Source organism: Pseudomonas nitroreducens TX1 (genome assembly GCF_000313755.1).
GTDB lineage: Bacteria > Pseudomonadota > Gammaproteobacteria > Pseudomonadales > Pseudomonadaceae > Pseudomonas > Pseudomonas nitroreducens_A.
Genome location: NZ_AMZB01000108.1, coordinates 48,357 through 72,529, shown reverse-complemented (window position 1 = coordinate 72,529; position 24,173 = coordinate 48,357). Strand labels below are relative to the sequence as shown.

The 24,173-nt window shown below is 60.0% G+C and carries 20 protein-coding genes; 9 read left to right on the top strand and 11 right to left on the bottom strand.

Going from position 1 to position 24,173, the window contains the following annotated elements; translation table 11 throughout:
• Positions 1–82: 82 nt before the first annotated feature.
• Positions 83–442 (bottom strand): hypothetical protein, encoded by a 360-nt coding sequence (locus C167_RS0113315; RefSeq protein WP_017518779.1) that lies wholly within the window; start codon positions 440–442, stop codon positions 83–85.
• Between the two features lie 2 nt (positions 443–444).
• Positions 445–897 (bottom strand): hypothetical protein, encoded by a 453-nt coding sequence (locus C167_RS0113310; protein ID WP_017518778.1) that lies wholly within the window; start codon positions 895–897, stop codon positions 445–447.
• A 355-nt stretch (positions 898–1,252) separates the two neighbouring features.
• Here C167_RS0113310 and C167_RS35470 point away from each other — a divergent pair, with 355 nt between their 5' ends.
• The gene (locus C167_RS35470; protein WP_015477230.1) at positions 1,253–1,564 is read left to right on the top strand and encodes a helix-turn-helix domain-containing protein; all 312 of its coding nucleotides are present in this window, start codon (positions 1,253–1,255) and stop codon (positions 1,562–1,564) included.
• 176 nt (positions 1,565–1,740) lie between these two features.
• The gene (locus C167_RS34490; protein WP_157791840.1) at positions 1,741–1,902 is read left to right on the top strand and encodes an antitoxin VbhA family protein; all 162 of its coding nucleotides are present in this window, start codon (positions 1,741–1,743) and stop codon (positions 1,900–1,902) included.
• Positions 1,903–1,930: 28 nt separating this feature from the next.
• Here C167_RS34490 and C167_RS34485 read toward each other — a convergent pair whose 3' ends face one another.
• From C167_RS34485 to epsC, 6 genes are all read right to left on the bottom strand, one after another.
• Entirely contained in the window at positions 1,931–2,869 is a 939-nt protein-coding gene (locus C167_RS34485; protein ID WP_157791839.1) for a hypothetical protein, read from the bottom strand.
• Between the two features lie 92 nt (positions 2,870–2,961).
• Positions 2,962–3,924, bottom strand: coding sequence for a hypothetical protein (locus C167_RS34860; RefSeq protein ID WP_200860154.1), 963 nt, complete (start codon positions 3,922–3,924; stop codon positions 2,962–2,964).
• Positions 3,914–4,777 carry a TniB family NTP-binding protein gene (locus C167_RS34855; protein ID WP_080636221.1) on the bottom strand — a complete coding sequence of 288 codons (864 nt, stop codon included), beginning with the start codon at positions 4,775–4,777 and terminating at the stop codon, positions 3,914–3,916. Before C167_RS34855 ends, C167_RS34860 begins: the two co-directional genes overlap by 11 nt.
• A 5-nt stretch (positions 4,778–4,782) precedes the next feature.
• A complete protein-coding gene (locus C167_RS33680; protein WP_081596668.1) occupies positions 4,783–6,600 on the bottom strand; it encodes a Mu transposase C-terminal domain-containing protein in 1,818 nt (605 codons plus the stop codon).
• 732 nt (positions 6,601–7,332) lie between these two features.
• Entirely contained in the window at positions 7,333–8,199 is an 867-nt protein-coding gene (gene dapA, locus C167_RS0113280; protein WP_017518775.1) for a 4-hydroxy-tetrahydrodipicolinate synthase, read from the bottom strand.
• Between the two features lie 338 nt (positions 8,200–8,537).
• Positions 8,538–9,491: a serine O-acetyltransferase EpsC gene (gene epsC / locus C167_RS0113270; protein ID WP_017518773.1), complete on the bottom strand. Its 954-nt coding sequence runs from the start codon at positions 9,489–9,491 to the stop codon at positions 8,538–8,540.
• Between the two features lie 443 nt (positions 9,492–9,934).
• On the opposite strand from epsC, the gene C167_RS0113265 reads away from it, so the two are divergent.
• Both C167_RS0113265 and C167_RS0113260 read left to right on the top strand, forming a co-directional pair.
• Positions 9,935–10,849: a hypothetical protein gene (locus C167_RS0113265; RefSeq protein WP_017518772.1), complete on the top strand. Its 915-nt coding sequence runs from the start codon at positions 9,935–9,937 to the stop codon at positions 10,847–10,849.
• A gap of 230 nt (positions 10,850–11,079) precedes the next feature.
• Entirely contained in the window at positions 11,080–12,186 is a 1,107-nt protein-coding gene (locus C167_RS0113260; RefSeq protein ID WP_017518771.1) for a mechanosensitive ion channel family protein, read from the top strand.
• A gap of 7 nt (positions 12,187–12,193) precedes the next feature.
• On the opposite strand, the gene C167_RS0113255 is transcribed toward C167_RS0113260, so the two are convergent.
• Positions 12,194–13,264, bottom strand: coding sequence for a DUF748 domain-containing protein (locus tag C167_RS0113255; protein ID WP_026079012.1), 1,071 nt, complete (start codon positions 13,262–13,264; stop codon positions 12,194–12,196).
• Positions 13,265–13,427: 163 nt separating this feature from the next.
• Here C167_RS0113255 and C167_RS0113250 point away from each other — a divergent pair, with 163 nt between their 5' ends.
• The 4 genes from C167_RS0113250 (at position 13,428) to C167_RS0113235 (ending at position 19,114) form a co-directional block, all read left to right on the top strand.
• Positions 13,428–13,682: a hypothetical protein gene (locus tag C167_RS0113250; protein ID WP_017518769.1), complete on the top strand. Its 255-nt coding sequence runs from the start codon at positions 13,428–13,430 to the stop codon at positions 13,680–13,682.
• A gap of 172 nt (positions 13,683–13,854) precedes the next feature.
• Positions 13,855–14,991 carry an efflux RND transporter periplasmic adaptor subunit gene (locus C167_RS0113245; RefSeq protein ID WP_100227276.1) on the top strand — a complete coding sequence of 379 codons (1,137 nt, stop codon included), beginning with the start codon at positions 13,855–13,857 and terminating at the stop codon, positions 14,989–14,991.
• Complete coding sequence (locus C167_RS0113240) at positions 14,988–16,061, top strand: efflux RND transporter periplasmic adaptor subunit (protein WP_017518767.1); 1,074 nt, start codon at positions 14,988–14,990, stop codon at positions 16,059–16,061. The genes C167_RS0113245 and C167_RS0113240 overlap by 4 nt, the downstream gene beginning before the upstream one ends.
• On the top strand, positions 16,058–19,114 hold the full coding sequence (locus tag C167_RS0113235) for an efflux RND transporter permease subunit (protein ID WP_017518766.1): 3,057 nt from the start codon (positions 16,058–16,060) through the stop codon (positions 19,112–19,114). The genes C167_RS0113240 and C167_RS0113235 overlap by 4 nt, the downstream gene beginning before the upstream one ends.
• 100 nt (positions 19,115–19,214) lie before the next feature.
• Here C167_RS0113235 and C167_RS0113230 read toward each other — a convergent pair whose 3' ends face one another.
• Entirely contained in the window at positions 19,215–19,445 is a 231-nt protein-coding gene (locus C167_RS0113230; RefSeq protein ID WP_017518765.1) for a hypothetical protein, read from the bottom strand.
• A gap of 208 nt (positions 19,446–19,653) precedes the next feature.
• Between C167_RS0113230 and C167_RS33295 the strand changes: the two genes are divergently transcribed.
• Positions 19,654–19,968, top strand: coding sequence for a YgaP family membrane protein (locus tag C167_RS33295; protein WP_017518764.1), 315 nt, complete (start codon positions 19,654–19,656; stop codon positions 19,966–19,968).
• Between the two features lie 62 nt (positions 19,969–20,030).
• Here the strand turns inward: C167_RS33295 and C167_RS0113220 are convergent, their stop codons facing one another.
• Positions 20,031–24,152: a CheR family methyltransferase gene (locus tag C167_RS0113220; RefSeq protein WP_026079010.1), complete on the bottom strand. Its 4,122-nt coding sequence runs from the start codon at positions 24,150–24,152 to the stop codon at positions 20,031–20,033.
• Between the last annotated feature and the right edge of the window lie 21 nt (positions 24,153–24,173).

The following is a 24,173-nucleotide window of genomic DNA, read 5'->3' as shown; positions in this document are numbered from 1 at the left end:
GAGAAATAGGTCGCATTGAGTTCGATGCTAAGCGTGGGCGCGCTCCGAGCGGGCTCCCATCAAGCTAGAGCGCGCACGTCTCTCAATGCATACGCTCTACTTTGCAGAACTCTTGCAGTCGCTGTTGAGCTTCTAGGTCTTCAGCTACTAGGTGGATCGCAGACAGGTAGATCTCCTTACGCTGCTTTGGATTGGCCAACAGAATTGCCGCTCGAGCTACCTCATCAGTCAGACGCTCTTCACACTCGATTGGGCCAGCCCTACGCTCTCCCTCATGAGCAAGAATCTCATCCACAATTCGACTGAGCAGCGAGGAACAGATCAGGGCCATGCGGCGATCCGTCGACAGCAGTTGCGCAATATCCCAAGCGTTCAGTTTCATGAGCTGCAGGAATCGGATCTCGATGGTTGAGATAGTCAGCGGCACGTTCATGCTATGCATGCTCAATGCACCTTAAGGCTACGGGCCGCTGTAACCGGATAGATCTGTATGAGGTTCTGAAGGTCAGACTCATCTTCTCCTTCGTCAGCGTGATAGACATAGGTTTCGCCTGTTTTCAGGCGCAAAACATAGGCGTTACGGCCCAGTCTGCTTTGCCCTACCCAGAGCGTGTCTAGCGGGGACATGACGCACAGCCCTTGCTGGTTCATCCACCCCGGCGTAACGGCTTGAACGTTCTCGATACGCATCCCGGAGCTCTGCTCGCCGAGCAGTTGCTTAAAAATCGCAACATCTCCCGCCATCATTCCTCTCCGGCGAATTCTTCCGTCTTCCTTCGTTACCAAGGTCATTTGGAACCAAAGGTCATCAAGGTGGAATGCAACGTGCCAGCGGCGAAAGTTCCCAGCGCCAACCTCGGGGAAAAAAACTTCGGCGGTGAGTGGTGTTTTGAACATTCGGAGCAACCTCAAGAACAAGCAAAAGCGACAAGCGCAAAGGGGTCACTCAGCTCGACCTGACGAGTCGCGCGATCAGAAAAAAACGAGCGCACGACCCACCAGGCAGCATCTGTAACCGATGAAGGAATTAGGTATGTATTGACAATTTGGGGGCCGGCTAAGGCTAGGTAGCGATGGTCGCTTCGATTTTTTTGGACTCGTCCTGTAGGGCAGGAGCGCGTCATAGCCGGCTTAACCTCGATTGCGGAGGGCGGCAGAAGAATAGGCGCCCCAGGGGTATATGACCGATCGATCATAGCATTTTTTGGGGCAAAGTGGATTTATCGTTATCTTTGCGTGAAGAGAAGATGCGATGGAGTTGAGAACTGCCTTCGGGAACGTCCTGCGAGATCTACGAGTGCGAAACGGCATGGCGCAAGATGAGTTGGGGCCTCAAGCCCATATAAGCCGGATGGAAGCAGGGAAGAAGGATGCAACGCTCAGCAGCATTGAGAACCTAGCCAGGGCGCTGGGCATGCACCCGGTCGAACTGCTAGCTAGGGCCGCCTGCTGGCAAGCCGATCAGGATCCTGTTGATTTCCTGCTAAAGTTGGCAGCCGAAATTCGGTGCAGAAATGGCGAGCTGCCAGCTCCCATCAGGCCGATCACAAGCCCTCCCTTATGACATAATCCGATGCTGCGAAAGGATTTATGTTATCGACATACCAATCAGGCTGCGACGGCCACGCAGCCCTAGCTGTTACACTGAACAGAACGACTCGCAGGCCAGGCACGACATGATGTAGTGTAACGTGCTCATGGCTACCCCTAGAGAAAATGATGATAGAAAGAGAAAAGCGGATGAAAATTGTCGAGTACGTTTTGTCAACAAATCGACTATCGGCACGCGAGCCAAGTGAACATGTAATGCGCCTCCTTGCCCTATATGAGAACGGCTTAATTACTTCTGAAGGATTGTTAGCAGAAGTAAAAGAAAAATATAGTAGTAATGGGAAGCAGTGAGCCCCATAAGGATTTTATTAGAGAGTTCTTATGTAAAAGTATTCTTTATGCCGCAAAGCAGGGGATCCAGCCTTTCTCGTACAAATTCGCTTAGCATCGGCATACGCAAGATACTTAAAAGATTTTGATACTCCCCTCTTCCGACCGTGGGCGCGATCCAGGCACCAAGTTCATACAAGGATGCCGGCCATTCGATATCGTCTTCAAGCGCACATCTCTGGATCGCCGCAAGATCTTGCTCAGTTAAAGCATCAAAAATCCAGGCGGTCAGGATCATCGCCATCATGCGTTGATACGGGGTGCTATTTCTCGCTCCGTACCTAAGACGATCTATAAAGCGAAGATTCACCCTTACAAAAAAACGGCGCCTTTGACCGCCAAAAGAATATCTGGCGATCCCGCAGTCAACCTGCAAGAGAAGCGCGAACAGAACTTGAGCGGCGACCGCCGAAGCTATAGATTCCTGATTACTGCCCCCTTGGGTGCTGGAGACCTCCAAAATCTTCAACAGCCAGCGCTGTGACTTTATGCCTACTTCATTGCGCACCTCACTAGAATGCAACATCCATTTAGTAGGATACTGAAATACTCCATCGTCTTCAGCACACTCCCAATTATACTCGATTCGGTGAGCCCAGAAAGCTCTCTCAAAATTTCGAGAAGAGGTCGAGATAAGCAGTAATTTACTATGCTTCAGACAAAATGGGCACTCAACAAAACACCATGACTTCCTCCAGGCAGGTCGAATCCCATTGGCAAAATCTTCTGACAGACAAAGATCGCAGTAAGAAAAACGAAACCTAGGGTCGAGCGGAGTATGAAAGGCTGGGCCAAAAATAGACTCAGCTTTTTCCGGTGGGATTTTTATTTGTGCCAGAAGCACCTTGGTATTGGGCGAGTAGAAGTCAAAATCATAGTCCTCATACTCGCTACGGCCTGTGCATTTAAGAGGGATTTTCTCATACATGTGCATAACGTGCTCTTGGCGCACGGGTGAACGTAAGTCATGAAGCCCCCTGTATATCCACGATGAAAAAAGCTCGTCATAGATAGGTTCTATCATTTTTGCCATAGCAGCGAATAAAATTCTTTTGCAGCCAAGTCATTTTTCTCATCGACCTCTTTTCGATACAGAGACCGTGCAATAACCGCCTCAAAAGAATTATCCTCATCGTAAGGTTCCAATATCTGCGGCCACACCACGCCGCGCCTACGCATATCCACCTTAAGCCATTCGACTTCCTTCGAACTGAAGAAATCAAAAACAACCCCTACAATCAATAACGCAGCTAAACGCTGCAGCGGAGAGCTGTTCCTTACCCCCATCAGCATTGCATTAAGACAGCTTCTCTCTTCCCCCAGTGATACATAGCCATCTTTAATCAAGGCAGATCTAGCCACCCCTTCGGCACTGGTGCTTTTCACTCTTAAGAACCAAGAGTATATATAAAGCATACGAAAGAACCCGGCTCGTGAGGCGAGCCCTTCGCCAGACTCCATTGAGAGCATCGATCTTTGCACCTTTACTCCCAATCGATTTCTGATCTGCTCACGAACTGTACGAGCTCCAGGGAATCCGCCTGCGCTACTAACTACAAGAGCCTGCCATCTAGCAGCCAAAAAATCCTGACCAGAAACGGTTAAAAGAGGCCGTTTATGCTGAAAGCAACATGCCGAATAAATTCGATTCCAATGCTTCCGCCAAGCAATCCCCCTGCCAGCCTTGTCGTCAGCAAGCACGCACTCAGGACAGAAATAGCGCCAATTAAATACACTATCGACGCTCGAGTTATGATCTAAAATTGCGAATTGGACAAGATCCAGCAAGCTGGACTGAGAATTACGACAGATAATATCAGAGACAACCAATAGTACAGAGTCGAGAGAAACTTCTTGGGAATGAAAAATACCCGAAATATCAGACCATTTTATTTTCGAGCAAAATTTCGACTCTGCACACCTAACAAGCCAAGATGAGATATTCTCATCCAGCAGAGGGCGTATATAGCCTTTAATCTTCATTTGCCTGATAGTACCATCTATTTTCCCAGCCTCGATCAATCATCTCTATGGTTATTCTCTCCTCTCCTGTTACAATTGCCTGAATGGCAGCCCATCGAATTGCCTTTACTACCAAATCCATTTGGCCCTTTGTTATCTTTAAGATGTGCTTGGAAATTTTTGGAGTATCCAGCTTGGAATCTAGAGCGAGAGGAATGTTTGCATTCCAAGAATTAAGAAATGATCGAAATTCGTTGCCAAATGTCCAGCGTTCCAAGCGCACGACCTCATATCGCCGCGCAAGCTGCATATCGAAGCCTAGAGCTTGGCCGGCCTCCTCAGTCCCAACCGCCATGACTGCCAGGGAGTATGGCGGGGCCGCCAACATTTTTAAGAACTCCATTGAAATATCCTGCTCTCGCCGACCGTCCTTAATCCCGGCGTGGATTTCATCAATTATTATTAGACGGACATCTCTCTGAGATATTATTTTCGCCAAATCCAGTGGCAAAACACTTGGGCGAGCATGTTTTAAATCGTGCGGGAGGCCAAGCTCATGGAATACCAGCTGTTTGAATTTCAAGCCAGCAGGATTATCACCCATTGACAGGGATGCAACCTTTCCAGGCCATTTAATTGACTCTAAAACTATTCTCTTGATAAGAGCCGTCTTTCCAGATCCGCCCTCCCCTATAATCAGCAGGCATGGCGCAGGATTCATACCTTTAGCACATACCATGTTCTTAGCGATAACCAGAATTCTGTCAGTGCTCGGGCAGTCAAACCATATATCTTTTAATATTGCCGAAATCCTATGCTTCCTGTCTTTTCCAAGCAGGGCTCGGCCTCTTGGGGTTAAATGCTCGCCGGCCATCCAAATCACTCCTCCATGTTGTAGACAACTGGACGGTAGAAATCATCATCAGATGAGTTTGCATCAACCTCTCGACTAAAGTCCTCCCCTTTACCAATGATCGCGGCTACACTTTGAGAATAGCCACTAATCTCATTTCTTTTTTTTGCCTCCCTTTTAGTTTCATCAATGGCCTTAGTCACAATTAACTTGGACTCTTGATTTAATCCATCCATCCGCCCTATATCATCCCAAGGCAGGGTAGGCCGACCGTTTCGAGACTGCCTAATTTGTTCAAGCGACATTTCCTTCCGCTCAATTTCGTAGCTAGCGCAAATATATTCACCACCTACTTTTACCCATATCTTTTTCATAAAATATGGGTCATACTTTACTACAACATTCTTGGTGCCAACCCAGTATATTAAATTTGGCGAGCTATAAAAATTTCCCTCCAACTGAACCCCTTTCCTCCCAATCGTACGCCTAGTCTCAGGCATGAAATCGAGACGAAATTGCGCTGCATCTTTAACCTCATCAGTCTTATAAGACTGATCGGGATTCGCTGCAAAATACTCAGTCCAGGCTCGTGACGGCGACTTCCCCAGCCCCTTGTGATGCTTATTGTGATAGAGTTCAATTTGAATGACGAACCAGCGCTGGAACTCATCAAAGGTAAGTGCAGCCTTGCCTTCGCTATCATAATCGCCTCGCTGTTTAACATTTGAATAAGTTGAGCCCGGCAGGAAGTGAACCGTGGACATCATAGTCCCAACAAGCCGCTCAACATGCCCACCGTAGTGCTTCTTACCTATCGGCCTCCACTCCACTGAAATTCCGTTAGCAGCGCAAGCTGACACAAATGCTGGAGACCTAAATTCTGCCGCATTATCCATATGAATCAGTTTTATCTGCCCATGGTATGGATATTGGACGCTACTAACACCCATGCACTCCAGATATTTATCTTTGGGGAATGTAGCCATAGTTAACGCAGAGGCAACGGATAGTGCACTGGGCGCATGCATGGAAATATAGAACCCCAAGATAATCCTAGAATACACATCCAATACGAAAGTGACCCAAGGGCGCCCAATTGGCTTTCTGGTAATTTCATCCACTAGAATTACATCAACTCGGGTATGATCCATCTGCACGCGTTCAAATGGAGTATTTAGCTTGATATACCCGGGCTTCAGGCCAAACTTATCAGCCGCATCGGCCGAGCCATGTTTTGCCTTATGAAGCTCCTTTGGAGGGATGAGCTTTATTCTCCTTAATACAGTGTCGTAGCTTGGCGATTCAAGTCCTTCCCGACTGCATAAAAAAACCACCTCGCGATAAACATGTGCACATGTTGTTGACTTCCCGGAGTATTCCTTCTGAACAGCTGAACTAATAATCTCCTCCACCTGCGTTGAAATAACTTTAGTGCCAGCTTTCCTTCCGCGCACAGCCCTTGAAGCCGAAGATATGCTATGATCTGGATTATATTTTCTGTACGCACGGAAGAATCCACTACGACTTAGTCCGAGGAGACCTAGAGCCTGCTGCAATGTAATCTCATTGGCGCGATAACTTTCGAAAACATTGGCTCGATTATTTGCGATCAGATTTTCCGATATACTTCCACCTCTTCCATCCATGAAGCTATATCGATCTAGGGACTGAGCGGTCGCATCCAACTGGAGTGGCTTTTTGAGTTCAGAGGACTCGACATCCTCATATATACTCCTGCCATCAACCAGCGACCGGAGGTGCAATAGCCGACCATGCCGTATTGAGCTTACGACAAAATGCTCTCCGCCCAACACAACAATATCCTCAATATTATAGTCAGTCATAGAGTGCCACCGCCAACTTATGATATTGACTATATAGTCCTCATTGCGTGCATCGGCAAGTCTTGCGACACATTAGTCTATGAAGATGATTATTCGCAAAATGCTAAAACAGCCGACACGCAGGATTGAGATAGACAATATTTGCATTAATCACTTTCTGCGAATTACACATATATTGACTTGGCATTGGTCGCATTAAAAGATGGAAAAAAATTAACACCCAGGGAGAAAGTCCAATCTTTACTGCGAGATTCAAGAAAACATACAGAATATCAATAAGATGCGGAGGTTCACTTTTTAAAGCTTACTGACAACGGTCGACGTTTCCCAGAAAAATGCACGTTCGTTTTTTGGTAAATGGACTTCCTCCTTTCGGAGACCTCTGCGTGATTTCGCCACTGAAACCTTGCCAGTGAGCTACAGGAATCCGTACCTCGATCATTTGGGATACACCCGAGAAAACCACTGTCGTGGAGTGGATCGCCATCGATGCATCTGGTTGGGAGCTTTCATCGCTGCCGAGTGCATGTGGGTCACGAATGCATCGGAGTAATAGACGATCCTCAGCGCATGGCGCTACCCATCAGCATCCCATCGCCGTATCAGGTGATGTGGTCCTGGCGGGGTCGTACCATCGTTTCCATAACTGGTAACGCGTTACCATTCATGGCGCTTATTTCTGGTAACGCGTTACGAAAAACAAATATCGCTTGTCCTGTCAGCCGGCAGCGTCTAGTCGGTCAGCTCAGCCAGCACGCCCTGCAAACGCTCCAGTGTTGTGGACGTGCAGGCCTGCATCGGTTCGCGAACTTCATCGGCAATCAGTCCCTGCAAGGCCAGCGCTCCCTTCACGGCGGCCGGGTTCGGCTCGGCGAAAGCCGCTTGCATCCAGGGCAGCAGTCGATGGAAAGTCTGGCGCGCAGAGTTCACGTCACCCTCCTCCATCTGTTGGTACATCTGCATATACAGGTCAGCGCGGATATGGGCCGAAGCCGAGATCGCGCCCGCGCCGCCCAGGCACAGGTGGGTGAATATCTGCAGGTCTTCCCCGGTCAGGACCTGAACTTCTCCATCGCCAATGAGCGCCAGGGTGGTTTCCAGGTCGCCGGCGCAATCCTTGATGGCGAGGATGTTCGGATGGCGCACGATGCGGCGCAGCGTTGCGCGCTCGATGCGCACACCGGTGCGATAGGGAATGTCGTAGAGCACCACCGGCACACTGGCGGCGTCGGCGACGGTACGGAAGAAGACTTCCAGCGCGGCCTGCGACGGGCGGATGTAATAAGGCGCCGGCACCAGCACGCCCGCCACCGGGCGACGCTGGATATCCTCCAGGCAGGCCAGCAGTTCGCGCTGATTGTTTCCCGCCAAGCCCATGATGACTTGCTGCGGCGGCAGCCATTGCAGCACGGCATCCAGCACTTCGAGCTGTTCGTCATGGCTCAGCGCGGCGGCCTCGCCAGTGGTGCCGCAGACCACCAGGCCGGTGACGCCCTGTTCGAGCAGATGACTGACCAGCGCTTGCAGCGCCGGGTAATCCACTACGCCATCACGAAAGGGAGTGACCAGCGCCACCCAGATCCCACGAAAATTCGACATGCAAAACTCCTGTTGGCTGACCGTCAGGTCGCCGTCAGGGAGGGGGGCGGGAATCAAGCGAGGGAGGTTCGACCTTGCGCCATGTGTCCTGTCAGCCCATCTGACGGGACAGCGCCCCGGTCAAATGAGCGACTGTTTCTTCGATTTCTTGGCGACGACAACGCACGCGCAGGCCTGGGCAAGGAAGCCCGAAGCGGAGAGCGAGTGGTTGAAGATGGAGAACATGAACTCTCTTGCCCCAAGATAGGATTGCGTGAAACTCCTGACGGATACTGCTGAAGGAGCGGGAGAACTGTCAACTCCCCCGCTTCGCTTTGCGTGTCCGCAGGCAGTCAGGATCAGTCCTTTGCGCAGCGGCTCTCATCGTGTTGCAGGCTGGCCTGGCTGACCTGACTGCCCGGCAGCACGCTGCGGGTCAGCCAGACGTTGCCGCCGATGGTCGAACCCTTGCCAATGGTCACGCGGCCGAGAATGGTCGCGCCGGCGTAGATCACCACATCGTCTTCGACTATCGGGTGGCGCGGCTCGCCCTTGTGCAACTGGCCGGTTTCGTCCGAGGTGAAGCGCTTGGCGCCCAGGGTAACGGCCTGGTAGATGCGCACCTGCTTGCCAATGATCGCGGTTTCGCCGATGACCACGCCGGTGCCGTGGTCGATGAAGAAGCTGCTGCCGATCTGCGCGCCGGGGTGGATATCGATGCCGGTGGCCGAGTGCGCCAGCTCCGAGATCATCCGTGCCAGCAGCGGCAGGCCGGCGTTGTACAGGTGGTGCGCCAGACGATGGTGAATGATCGCCACCACGCCCGGATAGCACAGCAACACCTCGTCGACACTGCGCGCCGCCGGGTCGCCCTGGTAGGCGGCGAGCACGTCGGCATCGAGCAGCTTGCGCATCTCCGGTAGCGCGCGGGCGAAGTCACGCACCAGCGCCACGGCGTGCTCGTCGATCCGACTATCCACCACGTCGCCGCGCTGCCGCGCGCTGTAACGCAACTCCAGGCGGGCCTGCACCAGCAGCGCGTTCAGCGCGGCATCGAGGGTATGGCCTACGAAGAAGTCCTCGCTCTCCTCGCGCAGGTCGTTGGGCCCCAGGCGCATCGGGAACAGTGCGCTTGCCAGGCGCTCCACCACTTCCTCGATGGATTGGCGCGAGGGCAGCTCCCGGCCACCCTGTTCCGGATGGCGGCCTGTGCGCGCGCGCCATTCGCTGCGTGCACTGCGCAGGTCTTCGACGATTTGCGCCAGTTGCCAGTTCACCGGGCCGTTTTCGTTCAGTCGCTTGGCGTCGTTCATCGCTTGCTGTGTTCCTTGGTAGGCAGGGGCTTTCACGTCGCCCTATCCTGATCGGTCGCGCTTCGTAGGACAAATCGCCGGAAGGCATAACCTAATGCTTTTTTTGCAGGACGACTGATGAGTGAGCGGCCAGCCAATCACCCTGTATTGCTGGCAAACAGCGCGCCCGCCTCGGACATCGCGTCATTCGTCGCTGGCGGCCTGCCGTAGCGCGGATCCTTCCCTGCTCGCCCGCCTCTCTGCCCTGAACAGAGCAACGGCAAGGCGGAATCCGCTGCAGAAAACCGTGCAACCTGCGCATCGCTGGGCGACCGTTCATGCAACCTGCATGGTCGCATTGCCTGCTCGCTGTGTAAGTCATTGAAATTGAAGCTGTAAATATTTTGAAATGGCTGGCACGTCAGGTGCAAAAACAGCCTCGGACCCCTCCGAGGAGCAACACCATGATTTCCAGCACTGACGCTACTGCCACTGCCCTCGCCTCCGGGCACGACCGTTCCGGCGTGTCCTGGGCGGCGATTCTCGCCGGCGCCGCTGCCGCCGCGGCGCTATCGCTCATCCTCATCGTTCTAGGGTTTGGTCTGGGCTTTTCGGCCGTATCGCCCTGGCCCGGTGACGGCGGCACCTTCAAGCAGATGAGCATTTCGACCTTCATCTGGTTGGCGATCACGCAAATCCTGGCCTCGGGCCTGGGCGGCTACCTCGCTGGCCGCTTGCGGGTGAAATGGGCCAGCCTGCATGGCGACGAGGTGTATTTCCGCGACACCGCCCATGGCTTCCTCGCCTGGGCCATCGCTACGCTGGTCACCGCCACCCTGGTGATCGGGTCGGTCAGCACTCTGGTGGGTGGCGGCTTGCAGGCCGGCGCCACAGTGGCTGCCGGGGCAGCGGCCAGTGCTGCCGACAGCGCGTCTTCAAGCAACGATAATGACTCGGCGTACTTCATCGACACCCTGTTCCGCGACGACCGCCCGGTGTCGGTCAGCGACGATGCGGCCCACGCCGTGGCTTCGCGCATTTTCCTGCGCGGCCTGGCCGATGGGCAGCTCAACGCGCAAGACCGGACCTACCTGGCGCGGGTGATTGCCCAGCGCACCGAGATCAGCCAGACCGAAGCCGAGCAGCGCGTCGATGCGGTGTTCGCCCAGGCCCAACACGCCAGGCAGCAGGCGCTGCAAGCCGCCGACACGGCGCGCAAGGTGGCCGCGGGCTCGGCGCTGTGGATGTTCGCAGCGCTGCTGTGCGGCGCCTTCTTCGCCAGCTTCATGGCTATCCACGGCGGTCGCCGTCGCGATGCCGACCTGCTGCCGGTCCACACCACTGCCGGCGTCTACGCCACTACCCATTCCATCCGCTGACAGGAGATTCACCATGCGCTCGATCCTCCTTTACTTCCTCGGCGTACCGATCCCGATCATCATCCTGATCGCGCTGTTCTGGCACTGATCGCCACCTGCAGGAGGGCGGGCCGCCCCGCTCTCCTGTGCCGTCACCCCTGAGCTGCCCGCGCCGCTCGCACAGCTCAACTGAACTTCCACCCGCCCTTCGCCCCAAAACCTACTCCTTTCACCGTCGATAAGGAGACCCCATGGCGTCGCTCAATTCCTGGCTGGACCTGACCCAGCTCGGCCAACTGGCCCTGGTAGTACTGGCCGCTGCCGCCGGATTCGCCATCCTGCGCTTTCTGATCGGTTCGGCGCGCAAGCGCCTGGAGGGCCGCACCAGCCACTGGGCGCGCTACGCCTCGGCGATCACCGCGCGCACCAGCAACCTGCTGATCTTCGTCTTCGCCCTGATGCTCGCGCTCAAGCTGACCCGCCTGCCGGACAACTGGAGCGCAGCGCTGTCCCACGCCTGGTTCGTGGTGCTCGCACTGCAGGTCGCCTGGTGGATGGACGCCTGCGTGCGGCTCTGGACGCGCGACCTGTCACTGGTGCGCTTCGGCGGCATGCACAACCCGGTGATGGCGTCGATCATCTCGGTGGTCGTACTGGTGGTGGTCTGGGCGGTGATGCTGCTGTCGATTCTCGCCAACCTGGGCGTGGACATCACCGCGCTGATCGCCAGCCTCGGTGTCGGCGGCATCGCCGTGGCACTGGCCGTGCAGACCGTCCTCAGCGATATCTTTGCCTCGTTGTCGATCGGCTTCGACAAGCCTTTCGAGATCGGCGATTTCGTGGTGTTCGGCGACGTCGCCGGGACCATCGAGCACATCGGCCTGAAAACCACGCGCATCCGCAGCCTGAGCGGCGAGCAGATCGTCTGCTCCAACGCCGAACTGCTCAAGCAGACGCTGCACAACTACAAACGCATGAACACCCGGCGCATCGTCTTCCAGTTCGGCATCAGTTACCGCACCCCGGCCGAGAAGGCCAAGGCGGTGGCGGACCTGGTGAAGCAGATCGTCGACGACATCGAGGAAGCCAGGTTCGACCGCGCGCACTTCCTCTCCTTCGACGAAAGCCGCCTGCTGTACGAGGTCGTCTACATCATGCAAACCGCTGACTTCAATCGCTACATGGACGTGCAGCAGCAGATCAACCTGCGGCTGCTGGCCGGGGTGAAGGAGATGGGCGTCGACTTCGCCTTCCCGGTGCGCGAGCTGGTCAATCGGGAGGAAGCACTGCGTACGCCGCGCGGTGAGCCCTACACCCTGGCGCCTCAACGGGGCGCGCACGGCTCGGCCAGCCATTGACCAGGCGTCAGTCCTCGGGCGCGGAGCGCTCGTAGCGCGCATTGAACGCCTGGATGAAGGCGTTGCGCAGAATGCCAAGGAAGGCCTCGAAAGCGCTGATGTCCTGGCGGTGGACATTACCGCTCAGCTCGACGCGCGTGGCGAACTGGTCCCTGCGCTGGTTCTTCAGCACGGTCTCGCCGCCGCCGACCAGCGCCTCCCAGATGGAGCGGAACAGGCTCTTGTCCTTCTCTTCCACATCCTGCTGCCAGTTGAACACGTCCACGTCGTGCAGCAGCGGCTTGATGTAGCCGCTGAGCTGGCCCTTGTCCGCGCGGGCCTCGATGACCACGGTGCCGCTGCCCCGGTTGAAATCGAACTTGCCATAGGCTGCGGCGAAGTCGTTGACCCGCCGCAGTTCCACATCACGTGCCCGCAGGCGCAACTCGAAGTCCTCGAAGTTGCTGAAGGGATCAAAGGTGGCCTCCGCTTCCAGCGGCGCCTGATCGAACAGCCGGGCGCGGCCCTCGAAGCGGGCGACCCGATCCCCCTTTTCATCCGCCACGTTGGTGAGGTTGTAGAGGCTGGCGTTTACCGCGCTGGCGGCCAGGTGCACCGGTGGTTTGGACTGGTAGTTATGGAAGCGGATGCTCCCGTCGGCGATGCGCAGTTCGTCCAGGGTGATCGGTAGCAGCTTGTCCAACTGCTCGCGCCAGTCCGTGCCGGCGCCGCTCTGGGACTCCTGGCGGCCACCGCCGTCGACGAAGTTCAGCTCCGGGCGGAGGAACAGCACACGCGCCACGATGCCGTGTTCGTACCAGAGGGCGTGCCAGCTCACGGAAAGGTCGATTACCGGCGCGTCCAGCAGCGGCACCGGCACCTTGCCGTTGACCTTGACGATCTTCAGGCCATTGATCCGATACGCGCCGCGCCAGAGCGCCAGGTCCACGTCAGTGATCTGGCCGTGGTAGTCGCCCATGCGATCCAGCTTGCCGTTGAGGTAATCGCGGATCACATAGGGCAACGCGATATGCGCCACCAGCAACACCAGTGCTATCGCCACGAGGGTCGCCATGGGCAGGCTATAGCGTCTTTTCATCCTGGCCTCCGAAGCCTTCTCTGGCAGTGGACTGGCGCAGCTGCGCGCGAGTTCAGGCGAGATATCCGCCGGCACATGCGATGGCAAGCAGCATGGCGAGCGATATCCAAATGCCATTATTTTGTGCTTTAGTCGTGCTTCCCCGGTTCGGGAAGGAGGCGCCGTGGCCCCGCTCTACAGCAAAGGCAGTTATGAGGTTTACACCACCGGTGGGGTGGGCAGGCACATCGGCGTGCTGCGCAATGGCCGCATCGAATTGCACAACAGCCCGGACCGCTTCCGCGTCTATGCCAATCACCTGTTCATCGAACTGAACGACCAGGACCTGGGCCAATGCATCGGCGAGATCGACGCTCTTGGCAGCGCCCGATGGCTGGACGGCCGCGCCATGTTTCGCCTTACGCCCAGTTCCCTCTGAGCGCTACCCAGCGCCTACCCCTCCGCAATCCGGCGTTTCGCCGTAGATAGGCTCCGGTTCGCCGCGCCGCCTCGAACAATTGCTTGGAACATTTTTCCCCGCCTCCCACTCACAGTTCGTATCGCGCTGCGCTTGCCCGCGCCCGCGCAGGATCCGGACGATGGGGGAATGGATGACGACGAGAGCGCCGGGGCTGGCCTTCTTGGTGATGATGACGCTGACCGGTTGCGGCCAGGAAAAGCCGGCCGAGCACCTGCCGCGCGTGCTGGTGCGCGAAGCGACCACCACCGATTACGCTGCGCGGCCCAGCGTGGTGGGCGACATCCAGGCGCGCGTCGAGGCGCAGCAGGCCTTTCGCGTGGGTGGCAAGATCATCGAGCGCAACGCCGAGGTAGGCGATGCGGTGAAAGCCGGCCAGGTGCTGGCCCGTCTCGACCCGCAGGACCTGCGCACCCAGGTGCAGAACGCCCGCGCCGCCGTCAGCGCAGAGCAGGCACGGTTGCGCCTGGCCCAGGTCGGCTTCGAGCGCCAGGCGCAATTATTGCCCAAGGGCTACACCAGCCGCAGCGAATATGACCGCGCCCAGGCCGAACTGCGTTCCGCGCAGAGCTCGCTGGGGGCAGCACGTGCGCAGCTCGCCTCGGCCAATGACCAGCTTTCCTACACCGAACTCAAGGCCTCGGCCGATGGCGTGATCACCCAGCGCAGCGGCGAAGTGGGCCAGGTGGTGCAGGCGACCATGCCGATCTTCACCCTCGCCCGCGACGGCGAACGCGACGCCGTTTTCAACGTCTACGAATCGCTCTTCCAGAACTCCCAGGGCGATCAGGTGGTAAGCGTTTATCTGCTGTCGAACCCCAAGGTGAGGGTCGACGGCCGCGTGCGCGAAGTGACACCCACGGTGGACTCGCGCAGCGGCACGCTGAAGGTCAAGGTCGGCCTCGACCAGGTTCCGCCGGCAATGGGCCTGGGCGCCGTGGTCGGTGCCGAGCTGCCGCAGGCGGCCCAGCCCCGCGTGGTATTGCCCTGGTCCGCCTTGTTCAAGCAGGGCAAATCCCCCGCCGTGTGGGTGCTGGATGACCAGGGCCGCGCGCAGCTCAAGCCGGTCGGCCAGGTCAGCTTCGCCCGCGAGCAGGTGATGATCGGCGAAGGCCTGCAGGCTGGACAGCGGGTGATCGTCGCGGGCGGTCAGTTGCTGCACCCGAACCAGAAAGTCGAGGTTGCCCCAGCCGAACAGGCTGCCGAACCGGTAGACAGCAGCGCCCAGGCAGAACCCCGCGCCCGCGTACGACCGCAGGTGCAGCCATGAAACCCGCATGGCTCGCCCTCGCCCTCCTCGCCTTGGCCGGCTGCTCCAAGGAGCCGCAAGCGCCGCCGCCGCGCCCGGTGCTGTTCGTCACAGTGAAAGCCGATGAGGTGCGCCAGGTCGGCCGCTTCGCCGGCAGCATCCAGGCGCGCTACGAGACCACCCTGGGTTTCCGTACCAATGGGCGTATCGCCGCGCGTAACCAGGATGTCGGTGACAGCGTGGAGAAGAACACCCTGCTCGCCACCCTCGACCCCACCGACCAGCAGAACGCCGTGCTCAGCGCCCAGGGCGATGCCTCGCGCGCGCAAGCCGAATGGATCGACGCCCAGGCCGACGAGCGCCGGCAGAGCGAACTGCTCGCCCGCGGCGTAGGCGCCCAGGCCAATCTCGACCGCGCCCGCACGCGCCTGAAAACCAGCCGCGCCACGCTGGAGCAGGCGCGCTCAGCCACCCAGCGCGCGAAGGATCAGTTGGGCTACACCGAGCTGCGCAGTGATTTCGCCGGCGTCATAACTCAGTGGCACGCCGAGGCCGGCCAGGTGGTGCAGGCCGGGCAGGAGGTGGTGACGCTGGTGCGCCCGGACGTGAAGGAAGCCGTGGTCGACCTGCCGGACGAGTTGGTGCACCGCCTGCCGGCTGACGCGCATTTCGAAGTCAGCGCCCAGCTTGCCCCGCAGGACCGCACCACTGGCACCGTGCGCGAACTCGCGCCCCAGGCCGACGCCTCCACCCGCACCCGGCGCATCCGCCTGACTCTGGCCGACGCGCCCGCCAGCTTCCACCTGGGCACCACGGTCAGCGTGCTGCTGACCAGCCAGGTGGCGCCACGCAGCAGCTTGCCGGCCACCGCGCTGATTGGCGACACCACGGTCACCGGCAAGGCATTCGTCTGGGTAATCGACCCGCAGAGCCGCCAGGTGCATCGGCGCGAGGTGGAGGTGCTGCGCAACCGCGACGGCAAGCTGACCATCGGCCAGGGGCTGGCGGACGGCGAACGGGTGGTCAGCGCCGGGGTGAACAGCCTGAAGGAGGGCCAGGTGGTCAGGATCGACGAGGGGACACAACCGTGAGCGAACAGGACAAGGCAAAGAGCAGGTTCAACCTGTCCGAATGGGCGCTGCGGCACCAGTCCTTCGTCTGGTACCTGATGGCCGTCTCGCTGGTGATGGGCGTCTTCTCCTACTTCAACCTGGGGCGCGAGGAAGACCCGTCGTTCACCATCAAGACCATGGTGATCCAGGCCCGCTGGCCGGGCGCGACGGTGGACGACACCCTGCTGCAGGTCACCGACCGCATCGAGAAGAAGCTCGAGGAACTGGACAGCCTCGATTACGTGAAAAGCTACACCCGTCCCGGCGAGGCGACGGTCTACGTCTATCTGAAGGACACCACCAGCGGCAAGGCGATCCCGGACATCTGGTACCAGGTGCGCAAGAAGATCACCGATATCAAGGGCGACTTCCCCCAGGGCCTGCAGGGCCCGGCGTTCAACGACGAATTCGGCGACGTGTTCGGCAGCGTCTACGCCTTTACCGCCGACGGCCTGAGCTTCCGCCAGTTGCGCGACTACGTGGAGAAGGCGCGGCTGGACATCCGCAGCGTAGACAACCTGGGCAAGGTCGAGCTGATCGGCGCCCAGGACGAGGTCATTTACCTGAACTTCTCAACCCGCAAGCTGGCGGCCTTGGGCATCGACCAGCGCCAGGTGCTGGAGAGCCTGCAGCAGCAGAACGCGGTGACGCCCTCCGGCGTGATCGAGGCCGGCCCGGAGCGCATCTCGGTACGCACCAGCAGTGAGTTTCGCTCGGAGGCGGACCTGGCCGCGGTCAACCTGCGGGTGAACGATCGCTTCTACCGCCTCTCGGATCTGGCGGACATCCAGCGCACCTATGTCGACCCGCCCAGCACCCAGTTCCGCTACAACGGGCAACCCGCCATCGGTCTGGCCGTGGCCATGCGCAAGGGTGGCAATATCCAGGAGTTCGGTGAGGCGCTGCGCCAGCGCATGGACCAGATCACCAGCGAGCTGCCAGTGGGCGTTGGCGTACACACGGTGTCGAACCAGGCCGAGGTGGTGGAGAAGGCAGTGGGCGGCTTCACCAGCGCGCTGTTCGAGGCCATCGTCATCGTGCTGGTGGTGAGCTTCATCAGCCTCGGCGTGCGCGCCGGGCTGGTGGTGGCCTGTTCGATTCCCCTGGTGCTGGCGATGGTCTTCGTGTTCATGGAGTACACCGATATCACCATGCAGCGGATTTCCCTCGGCGCGCTGATCATCGCCCTCGGCCTGCTGGTGGACGACGCCATGATCACCGTGGAGATGATGGTGACCCGGCTCGAACTGGGCGACTCGCTGCACGAGGCGGCGACCTTCGCCTATACCTCCACGGCCTTCCCCATGCTCACCGGCACCCTGGTGACCATCGCCGGGTTCGTGCCCATCGGGCTGAACGCCAGCTCGGCCGGCGAATACACCTTCACACTGTTCGCGGTGATCGCCGTGGCGCTGATCCTTTCCTGGATAGTTGCCGTGCTGTTCGCCCCGGTGATCGCCCTGCACGTGCTGCCGAAAACCCTGAAACGGCACGAGGAGAAGAAGAGCCGGCTGTTCGACGTCTTCGACACGTGGCTGCAACGGGCCATGCGGCGCAACCTGTTGACCATCGTCTTCACCGTGGCGCTGCTGGGCGTTTCGCTGTACCTGATGCAGTTCGTCCAGCAGCAATTCTTCCCCTCCTCCGACCGCCCCGAACTGCTGGTGGACCTCAACCTGCCGCAGAACAGCAGCATCGACGAAACCCGCCGGGTGATGGACAAGATCGAGACACAGCTCAGGGACGACGAGGACGTCTCGCGCTGGAGTTCCTACATCGGCCAGGGCGCGATCCGCTTCTACCTGCCGCTGGACCAGCAACTGCAGAACCCCTTCTACGGCCAGCTGGTGATAGTCGCCAAGGACCTGGAAGCCCGCGAGCGCCTGGCAGCACGCCTGCGCGAGAACCTGCGCCGCGACTTCGTCGGCATCAGCAGCTACGTACAGCCGCTGGAGATGGGCCCGCCGGTCGGCCGGCCGATCCAGTACCGCATCAGCGGCCCGGACGTGGACCGGGTCCGGGACTACGCCATGCAACTGGCCGGCCTGCTGGACGGCAACGCGCACATCGGCGAGATCATCTACGACTGGAACGAGCCGGGTAAGGTGCTGCGCATCGAGATCGCCCAGGACAAGCTGCGCCAGCTGGGCCTGGGCTCCGAGGACGTGGCGCAGATGCTCAACAGCGTGGTCACCGGCACCACCGTGACCCAGGTGCGCGACAACATCTTCCTGATCAACGTCGTCGGCCGCTCGGAGAGCGCCGAACGCAGCTCGCCGGAAACCATCGAGAACCTGCAGATGGTCAACGCCAGCGGCACGTCGATTCCGCTCAAGGCCTTCGCCCGCGTCGGCTATGAACTGGAGCAGCCGCTGGTGTGGCGGCGCGACCGCAAGCCGACCATCACGCTCAAGGCCAGCATCACCGATGACATCCAGCCCACCGACCTGGTAAAGGTCCTCAAGCCGGAGATCCAGCAGTTCGCCGCCCAGTTGCCGCCCAACTACAGGCTCGCCACCGGCGGCACCGTCGAGGAAAGCGGCAAGGCCCAGGGCCCGATTGGCCAGGTGGTACCGCTGATGCTGTTCCTCATGGCAACCTTCCTGATGATCCAGCTGCAGAGCGTGCAGAAGACCCTGCTGGTCGCCAGCGTGGCGCCGCTGGGCGTCATCGGCGTGGTCGCCGCGCTGCTGCCCACCGGCACGCCCATGGGCTTCGTGGCCATCCTGGGCATCCTCGCGCTGATCGGCATCATCATCCGCAACTCGGTGATCCTGGTGACCCAGATCGAGGCGTTCGAAGCCGAAGGCCGCTCGCCGTGGAGGTCGGTCATCGAGGCGACCCACCACCGCACCCGGCCGATCCTGCTCACGGCCGCTGCGGCCAGCCTGGGCATGATCCCGATTGCCCGGGAAGTGTTCTGGGGCCCCATGGCCTTCGCCATGATCGGCGGAATCATCGCCGCCACCCTGCTGACACTGTTCTTCCTGCCGGCGCTGTACGTCACCTGGTACCGCATCCGCGAGGACTGAGGAGGCACCGCGCGAGCGCCTGGCCCGTGCTCGCGGCGCCTCCTCCAGGCGAGGCGGACGGGAGCGTGCCCCTCCCCCGCTGATACGAAGACTCGGTGGATCAGTTGGCAGTGATGCCGGTCAGCGTGATGCCGTAGCGGCGCAGCAACTCCAGCGTTGCCTCGCTGCCGTGTTCATCCTGCTGGTCGCCGTAGTCGCCGGCGGGAAGGTTCCTGTGCGCCCACTGCAGCAGGAATTCCGCCGCCTGCTCCGGGCTCGGCTGTGTCTGGCCGGGCATGTCCAGGGTACTGGTGTTGTTGTCCTTGCTGTAGCTGATGAGCCAGGCAGTCATGGGCTTCTCCTACTCCTTTGCATGGTCTGGGTGTGAACTGCGTGGCCGCGGCAAGTTGCAGCCGAGCGACGGGCGGAGCCCGGCGCAGAGCCCGGCGCGCCACTGGGCAAGTTCTTCGAACCAACCTTCTGTGCGTCTGCCTACGTTGTGTATCCGGACGCCGCAGCCCGCGGCGAGCCGGGTGAAACCGACCCAGCAGGAGGACAGCATGGCAGAGCAGAAGAATCTGAGCGGATGGGAACGGGCGACATCGATTGCCACGGGGTTGGCCGCCATCGGCATGGGCATTCGCAAGGGCGGCCTCGGCGGCTGGCTGGGCGTCGCCGCCGGGGTGTTGGCGGCCAAGCGCGGGCTGACCGGCCACTGCGCCATGAAAGCGGCAATTACCGGCCAGCATGATGACTTGCCCGAACACCTGGCGCCGGTGACTTCACCGGGCCCGGCGAACCCCACGGTAGCCGAATCGCGGATCGATCACGCGCTGGAAGAAACCTTCCCTGCGAGCGACCCGATCTCACCCTGAAACCATGGCCCGCTGTCGTATGCCACTGGCGGCGCCTGGCACGGCGCCGCCAGTGGCCGGGCTCAGACCTTGGCGACCTTGAGGTCCGCCGCCACACGCTGCAGGGTTTCCAGCGATACCGGTTTGCTGACGTGGGCGTTGAAGCCCGCTTCGTAAGCCAGTTCCACGTCCGCTGCCGCCCCATAGCCGGTCAGCGCCACTGCGGGTGTCTGCGCATGCTGCGGCAGCTGGCGAACACGGCGGATCAGCTCATGGCCATCCATGCCCGGCATGCCGATATCGGAAAGGATGAGGTCGTAGCGCCCGTCCTTCAGCACTTCGAGCGCGGTCTCGCCATCCTCCGCGGTGGTCACGGTCGCACCCTCCAGCTCCAGCAGCGCCTGCATCACCGTGCGAATGTCCGGCGAGTCGTCGACGATCAGCAGGCGCGAGCCGGCGAAGTAGCCGTCGGTGTCCTCGCCGGCAGAGGCGGCCTGCCCGGCGTACTGGTACGGCGGCAGCCAGACGCTGAAGGTGCAGCCAAGGCCAAGCCCTTCGGACATTGCCTCGATGCGCCCGTGTTGCGCTTCCACCAGTTCGCGCACCAGCGCCAGGCCGATACCCAGCCCGGCCTTGTGGGTCGGGTGATGCGTCTCGGTGGCCTGGCCGAACAGCTCGAATATCTTCGGCAGCGCCTCGGCACTGATGCCTTGCCCGTCATCACTGACGCTGATGCGCAGCATGTCCCCGTCCATCCCCAGCGCCACGCGGATCGTGCCTCTCTCGGGGGTGAACTTCACCGCGTTGCTCAGCAGGTTCCAGATGATCTGCTCCACCCGCACGGGGTCGCCTTCGGCCACCAGCGGGTCGGTGCCGCGCGGCGGCAGGTCCAGTTCGATGGCCAGGTCCTTCTCGTGGCTCTCGGCTGCCAGCACGCCGACCACTTCCTCGATGATGTTCTGCACGATCACCGGCCCCAGCTTGAGCTTGAGCTTGCCGGTGTTGACCCGGGACAGGTCGAGCAGGTCGTCGATGATCCGCGCCTGGCTGCGCACCGAGCTCTGGATACTCTCGATGGCCCGCGCGGCAATGGCATGGCTGCGCACCGAGGACAGACGGCCGATCAGCTCGGTGTTGAGCTGGATGAGGTTCAGCGGATGCTTGAGTTCGTGAGACATCATCGCGAAGAACTCATCGCGCAGGCGGATGGTCGCCTGGTTCTGCTCCAGACGTGAAACCTGCTCGGTCTCCTCGCACTTCTTGGTGGTAATGTCGCGGCCGATCTTGGCATAGCCGTGCGGGCCGGCGTTGGGCAGCGCACTGGTCACGCTGCTGCAGAAGAATCGCGAGCCGTCCTTGCGCACATGCCAGCGGTCTTCTTCCGCCCGGCCGTTCTCGCTGGCCACGCGCAATTCTTGCTGGAATACCCCGGAACGGCGGTCCTCGCCGCTGTAGATGAGCTCGGCGCTCTTGCCCACCACGTCCTTTTCCCGGTGACCGTAGGCGCGCTCGGCCCCTTTGTTCCAGCCGGTGATGCAGCCGTCGCGGTCCAGCGTGATGATGATGAAGTCCTGGGTGCTTTCCGCCGCCTGGCGCAGGCGCTCCTCGCTCTCGCGCATCTTCTCTTCGGCGACTCGGCGCTGGGTGATGTCGATGAAGGTCAGCACCGCGCCGTCGATCACGTTCTCCGTGGTGCGGTACGGCAGCATGCGCACGATGTACCAGCGCTCATCCTTACTCGCCACCTCGCGTTCGATGGTGCGCAGCGACTCGAAGACCTGGGCGGCGTCGCTGGCCAGGTCCGGGTAGATAAGCCGGTGGGTGATATCCAGCAGCGAGCGCCCGGTGTCCGAGGCGATGATGCTGAAGATCGCGGCGGCGCGCGGGGTGAACGACTTGATGCGCATGGCGCGGTCGACGAACACCGTGGCGATGTCGGTGGAGGCGATCAGGTTCTGCAGGTCATCGTTGATCTTGCTGGTTTCCTCGACCTTGGTCTTGAGCTCCTGATTGACCGTGATCAGTTCCTCGTTGATCGACTGCAGCTCTTCCTTGCTGGTTTCCAGTTCCTCGGTGGTGGAGCGCAGCTCCTCGTTGATCGCCTGCAGTTCCTCGTTGGACGCCTTGAGCTCCTCGGTGGAGGTTTCCGACTGCTCGATGGTGATCTGCAGCTGTTCCTTGTTGCGCTGCAGCTCGCTTTCCAACTGCGAGAGGACGTTGTCCTTGAGGTCGATCTTCGAGGGGTCGACGTCGTTGCTCATGGTTTCCTCGACCTCGTCGAAGATCACCAGGGCGAAGTCGGCTTCCATGTCGCGGAACGGTCGCACCACCATGTTGATGTACGAGCTGGCGCCGTCGCGCTCGTGCTTGACGCGCCGGGCTTCGACGCTTTTGCTGGTCTGGAAGGCCTGGAACAGCGCGGTGCGCAGTTCCAGGCGCAGCGACGGATGGATCAGCGACAGCAGGTTGTGCGACGGCTCGCCGCCGACGTAGCGCAGGTAACGCCCGGCCTGGTCGGACATGTGCACGATGTTCGACTCGTGGTTTACCACCACGCTGGGCGGCGCATATTGCTCCAGCACGCGCTGGTGCACCTCGGCAAAGGAGATGCGCCGGCGCTCCACGGGGCGTTCGTTGGCCGCCGGCACCGTGTCGGTCTGGGCGATCAGCGGCAACGCCGCGGCGGAGCGGCCCAGGGCCAAGGTCGCCTTGGCGCGATAGATGCGGTTCTTCTTGTCCACCGGGGCGAACAGGTCCATGCACACGTCCGCCGACTCGGAGCTGCCCAGGAACAGGTAGCCGCCCGGCGCCAGGGCGAAATGGAACATCTGCAGGATGTCCGCCTGCACTTCGCGGTCGAGGTAGATCAGCAGGTTGCGGCAGGAGATCAGGTGCAGCTTGGAGAACGGCGGGTCGCGCAGCAGGTTGTGCATGGCGAACAGTACGCGCTCGCGGATTTCCTTCTTCACCCGGTAGCGGGTCTGCTCCTTGGTCAGGTACTGGCGCAGGCGCTGTGGGGTGATGTCCGGCAGGATCGCCTCGGGGTAGACGCCGCTGCGGCCGATGGCGATGGAATGTTCGTCGATATCGGTGGCGAACACCTGGAACTTGCGGTCGGTCTGGCTGTACTCGACGTACTCCGAGAGCAGCATGGCCATCGAGTAGGCTTCCTCGCCCGAGGAACAGCCGGCGCTCCAAACGCGGATCTGCGATTCGCTGTCGCCGGGCATTTCGAACAGCCGTGGGATGATCTCCCGCTCCAGCGCCTCGAAGGCTTCGCGGTCGCGGAAGAAATTGGTCACGCCGATCAGCATGTCAGCCAGCAGGTGCTTGGTTTCTTCCGGGTTGGACTGCAGGAAGGTGCGGTAGCCCGGCAGGTCATTCAGGCGGTTGACCTGCATGCGCCGCTCGATGCGGCGCAGCACGGTGGCGCGCTTGTAGTGCTTGAAGTCATGCCCGGTGCGCGTGCGCAGCAGGGTCAGGATATCGAGCAGCGCCGATTCCGCCACGCGGGCCTGTTCCGGGTCCTCGATGGACTGGATCGGCGCACTGACTTCCGCCTCGCGCGGCAGCTGGATGCTGCGCATGGTTTCCCACAGCTCGATTAGCTTCTGCGGGATTTCCACCACTGGCAGGATGAAATCCACCCGCTTGGTGGCGATGGCACTGCGCGGCATGTCGTCGAATTCGGCATCGTCCGGCGTCTGGGCGATGGTCATCCCGCCTTGTTCCTTGATCCGGCACACTCCGGAGGAGCCGTCGCTGCCATTGCCGCTGAGCACTACGCCGACGGCGCGCTCGGCATGCGCGTCGGCCAGGGTGCGCATGAACAGGTCGATGGCGATGTGTCGCGGCTGGGTTGAGCTCAGCTCGCTGACGCGCAGGTAACCGTCGTTCATGGTCAACTGCATCGCTGGGGATATCAGGTAGACGCAGTTCTGCTCCACCGGCGTCGCCTCGGTCACCTGGCGCACCTTCATCCTGGTGGCTTTCTGCAGGATCGTGTGGGCGCTGCTTTCGTGATTGGGGGACAGGTGCATCACCACGACGAAGGCCATGCCATTGTCATCGGGCATGTTCTCGAACAGCCGCAGCAGCGCTGCCAGCCCGCCAGCGGAGGCGCCTATGCCCACGACCGGGAATTTCAGGTGGCTGGGCTGCACATCCTGGGCGTTGCCTTGTTTTGTTGTCCGTCGCTTGCTCACCTGGCTGGCCTCGTTCCGAAC